1 protein-coding gene is annotated in these 1287 nt (G+C 61.8%); it reads right to left on the bottom strand.

Annotation, left to right across the window (positions count from 1 at the left end):
* Positions 1 to 53: 53 nt before the first annotated feature.
* The gene (locus FFS28_RS21640; protein ID WP_474210949.1) at positions 54 to 1196 is read right to left on the bottom strand and encodes an IS481 family transposase; all 1143 of its coding nucleotides are present in this window, start codon (positions 1194 to 1196) and stop codon (positions 54 to 56) included.
* Positions 1197 to 1287: the final 91 nt, after the last annotated feature.

Below are 1287 nucleotides of genomic sequence, written 5' to 3'. Positions count from 1 at the left end.
TGTACAGTCCGGGGACATAGCAGACAGGTGTTCGGGGACATGGTGAACACTTTTTAACATCCTTTACCCATGGTGATCGACTTTTTCTTCAGGTCGATCACCCCCACTTTCGTGCTGTACCACCACACCTCATAGCGGCCATCCTCCTGCGTCTCCTTCAGCCCGACCTGTTCATTCCTGAACGCCTTGCCTGCACTCAGACGTATCCCCTTCACGCTCAGCTTCCCGCTGATATCCACCTTCCTGACCATCACACCCTCGTCGTATTCCGGGGGTGTCGTGCGGCTGCTGTACTGCCGTGCAGACGGCCGGTACCGCGAGGCCGGCACCGCCATATCCAGCGCCTCATGCGGACGTTCAAGGTTATAGACGGCCCGCCAGTGGTCGAAGGCGCGCTGCAGTTCACCGCTGTCCGCGAACCACTTACCCTGGAGCACTTCCGCCTTCAGGCTGCGGTGAAAGCGCTCCAGCTTGCCCTGGGTCTGCGGGTGATACGGCCGGGAGTGGCCCACCCGGATACCGTGGCGCATCAGCCACAACTCCAGCGCTGTCCAGGTCCCGGTGGTGTCGCCCCACGGTGAGCCGTTGTCCATCGTCATCCGGTCCGGCAGGCCGTAGCGCTCAAACACGCTGACCAGCTGCTGCTGCACGGTCTCGCGCCGCTCATCGGTGCAGGGTGCCAGACACAGGGAGAAACGGGAGTGGTCGTCGAGCAGGGTGAGGGGATGACAGCGGCCCCCGCCGAAGGGAAAGTGGCCCTTAAAATCCATCTGCCAGAGCCGGTTCGGGGCGTCATGTTCGAACCGGCCTGTGGCCGGGTTACCCGGTGCCGTGCCCGGCAGCAGGCCATGGCGGGCCATGAGGTTATGGACGGTGCTGAAGGCAGGCATGCGGTGTCCCTGGTCTTCCAGCCAGCGCTTAATCTTGCGGGCGCCCCAACGCTCATGTCGGGCACGGGCCATGCGCAGCAGGGCCGTGATGTCGTCAGATGAGCGGTTCGGGGAATGATGAGGTACGCGGGACCGGTCCTGAAGACCGGAAGCACCTTCCTCAGCCCAGCGGCGAAGCCACTTGTAGCCGGTGGCAGGGGAAATGCCGAAGTGACGGCAAAGGGAACGGATGTTCGCCCCGTCCTGCGAGGCGAACAAAACAAACTCGGTACGTAATGACATGGTATCTCTCGCATCCCAGGGCATAAGCGACTCCATAAACGGGTTCTTATGCCTTAGTTGTAAGTGTCTACCATGTCCCCGAACAAGTGTTCACGATGTCCCCGGACCGTACACC

It is taken from the genome of Enterobacter sp. 2VL (genome assembly GCF_005503595.1).
Lineage (GTDB): Bacteria > Pseudomonadota > Gammaproteobacteria > Enterobacterales > Enterobacteriaceae > Enterobacter > Enterobacter cancerogenus.
The sequence above is the reverse complement of the archived record's forward strand: the minus strand, read 5'-3'. Positions and strand labels throughout refer to the sequence as shown.